The organism is Pseudarthrobacter albicanus (genome assembly GCF_018224015.1).
In the GTDB taxonomy this organism is placed as follows: Bacteria; Actinomycetota; Actinomycetes; order Actinomycetales; family Micrococcaceae; genus Arthrobacter; species Arthrobacter albicanus.
The window spans coordinates 1-3,038 of record NZ_JAGPOT010000164.1; the positions used below are offsets into that span (position 1 = coordinate 1).

A 3,038-nucleotide genomic window follows, 5' to 3' on the forward strand; every position below is an offset into this window, starting at 1 on the left:
TTCTAAGCCAACCTCCTGGTTGTCTTCGCAACTCCACATCCTTTCCCACTTAGCACACGCTTAGGGGCCTTAGTTGGTGGTCTGGGCTGTTTCCCTCTCGACTATGAAGCTTATCCCCCACAGTCTCACTGCTGCGCTCTCACTTACCGGCATTCGGAGTTTGGCTGACGTCAGTAACCTTGTAGGGCCCATTAGCCATCCAGTAGCTCTACCTCCGGCAAGAAACACGCAACGCTGCACCTAAATGCATTTCGGGGAGAACCAGCTATCACGAAGTTTGATTGGCCTTTCACCCCTACCCACAGCTCATCCCCTCCATTTTCAACTGAAGTGGGTTCGGTCCTCCACGACGTCTTACCGTCGCTTCAACCTGGCCATGGGTAGATCACTTCGCTTCGGGTCTAGATCACGCCACTGCAACGCCCTGTTCAGACTCGCTTTCGCTACGGCTTCCCCCCACGGGTTAACCTCGCGACGTAACACTAACTCGCAGGCTCATTCTTCAAAAGGCACGCCGTCACAGCTACAAGGCTGCTCCGACGGATTGTAAGCACACGGTTTCAGGTACTGTTTCACTCCCCTCCCGGGGTACTTTTCACCTTTCCCTCACGGTACTGGTCCGCTATCGGTCATTAGGGAGTATTTAGGCTTATCAGGTGGTCCTGACAGATTCACACGGGATTTCTCGGGCCCCGTGCTACTTGGGATACTCTCCAGGCGGTATGACAACATTTCGGTTACGGGGCTCCCACCCTCTCTGGCCGGCCTTTCAAGACCGTTCACCTATGCCCACACTTCGCACCTCACCAGTCCGGCAGAACTGGTATGGAAAGTCCCACAACCCCGACCATGCAACGCCCGCCGGCTATCACACATGGAACGGTTTAGCCTGATCCGCGTTCGCTCGCCACTACTGACGGAATCACTATTGTTTTCTCTTCCTGCGGGTACTGAGATGTTTCACTTCCCCGCGTTCCCCCCACACACCCTATGTGTTCAGATGCGGGTCACCAGGCGGCTCGCGCCCCTGGCGGGGTTTCCCCATTCGGACACCCTGGGATCACAGTCCGGTTATCGACTCCCCCAGGCTTATCGCAGATTCCTACGTCCTTCTTCGGCTCCTAATGCCAAGGCATCCACCGTGTGCTCTTAAAAACTTGACCACAAAAGATCAAAAAAACTGTTTCACGAGAGAACCACGAAAACCAACCACACCCGAAAGTGCGGCCAGATCCAGGTTCATATTCTTGGAAATTGCTTCTTATAAAAGATGCTCGCGTCCACTATGTAGTTCTCAAACAACAACCCCATACCACACACCCCACACACACCCCGCAAAGGGGCCAACCCGTCAGGGCTGATCATGTGTGATCGGTGCGGCCAGGAAACCAGAAACAGCCGTCCCACGCCACAGCGCCCCACCCGAAGGCGGACCGCCATGCCATGGTCCTGTTGTCCCAGGACCCAACAGTGTGCCAAACACTACCCGGCAATCCATTCCGGCCGCGTTCCAGGACAGGGACCCCGAAGGGAACCCGTCCGTACTTGCTGCCGGCATGTGCCGCCAGGCACCTATCCGTTGATATTCCACCCGTGAGCACCCGCCGCAGGACAATCGCCTGCGCAGCGGGCATATACTCCTGACAAACTTCCGCATCCCGCATACACGGGGCTTGGTTTGTAGGTGCTCCTTAGAAAGGAGGTGATCCAGCCGCACCTTCCGGTACGGCTACCTTGTTACGACTTAGTCCCAATCGCCGGTCCCACCTTCGACAGCTCCCTCCCACAAGGGGTTAGGCCACCGGCTTCGGGTGTTACCAACTTTCGTGACTTGACGGGCGGTGTGTACAAGGCCCGGGAACGTATTCACCGCAGCGTTGCTGATCTGCGATTACTAGCGACTCCGACTTCATGGGGTCGAGTTGCAGACCCCAATCCGAACTGAGACCGGCTTTTTGGGATTAGCTCCACCTCACAGTATCGCAACCCTTTGTACCGGCCATTGTAGCATGCGTGAAGCCCAAGACATAAGGGGCATGATGATTTGACGTCGTCCCCACCTTCCTCCGAGTTGACCCCGGCAGTCTCCCATGAGTCCCCGCCATTACGCGCTGGCAACATGGAACGAGGGTTGCGCTCGTTGCGGGACTTAACCCAACATCTCACGACACGAGCTGACGACAACCATGCACCACCTGTGAACCGGCCGCAAGCGGGGCACCTGTCTCCAGGTGTTTCCGGTCCATGTCAAGCCTTGGTAAGGTTCTTCGCGTTGCATCGAATTAATCCGCATGCTCCGCCGCTTGTGCGGGCCCCCGTCAATTCCTTTGAGTTTTAGCCTTGCGGCCGTACTCCCCAGGCGGGGCACTTAATGCGTTAGCTACGGTACGGAGAACGTGGAATGTCCCCCACACCTAGTGCCCAACGTTTACGGCATGGACTACCAGGGTATCTAATCCTGTTCGCTCCCCATGCTTTCGCTCCTCAGCGTCAGTTAATGCCCAGAGACCTGCCTTCGCCATCGGTGTTCCTCCTGATATCTGCGCATTTCACCGCTACACCAGGAATTCCAGTCTCCCCTACATCACTCTAGTCTGCCCGTACCCACCGCAGATCCGGGGTTGAGCCCCGGACTTTCACGGCAGACGCGACAAACCGCCTACGAGCTCTTTACGCCCAATAATTCCGGATAACGCTTGCGCCCTACGTATTACCGCGGCTGCTGGCACGTAGTTAGCCGGCGCTTCTTCTGCAGGTACCGTCACCTTGCGGCTTCTTCCCTACTGAAAGAGGTTTACAACCCGAAGGCCGTCATCCCTCACGCGGCGTCGCTGCATCAGGCTTGCGCCCATTGTGCAATATTCCCCACTGCTGCCTCCCGTAGGAGTCTGGGCCGTGTCTCAGTCCCAGTGTGGCCGGTCACCCTCTCAGGCCGGCTACCCGTCGTCGCCTTGGTGAGCCATTACCTCACCAACAAGCTGATAGGCCGCGAGTCCATCCAAAACCACAAAAAAGCTTTCCACCCCCCACCATGCGGC

At 56.9% G+C, this 3,038-nt stretch carries 2 rRNA genes; both read right to left on the minus strand.

Features of this window, described 5'->3' with window-relative positions:
* Positions 1 to 1,163, minus strand: a 23S ribosomal RNA gene (locus J9611_RS21105); the annotation flags it as partial.
* A 532-nt stretch (positions 1,164 to 1,695) separates the two neighbouring features.
* Positions 1,696 to 3,038, minus strand: a 16S ribosomal RNA gene (locus tag J9611_RS21110); the annotation flags it as partial.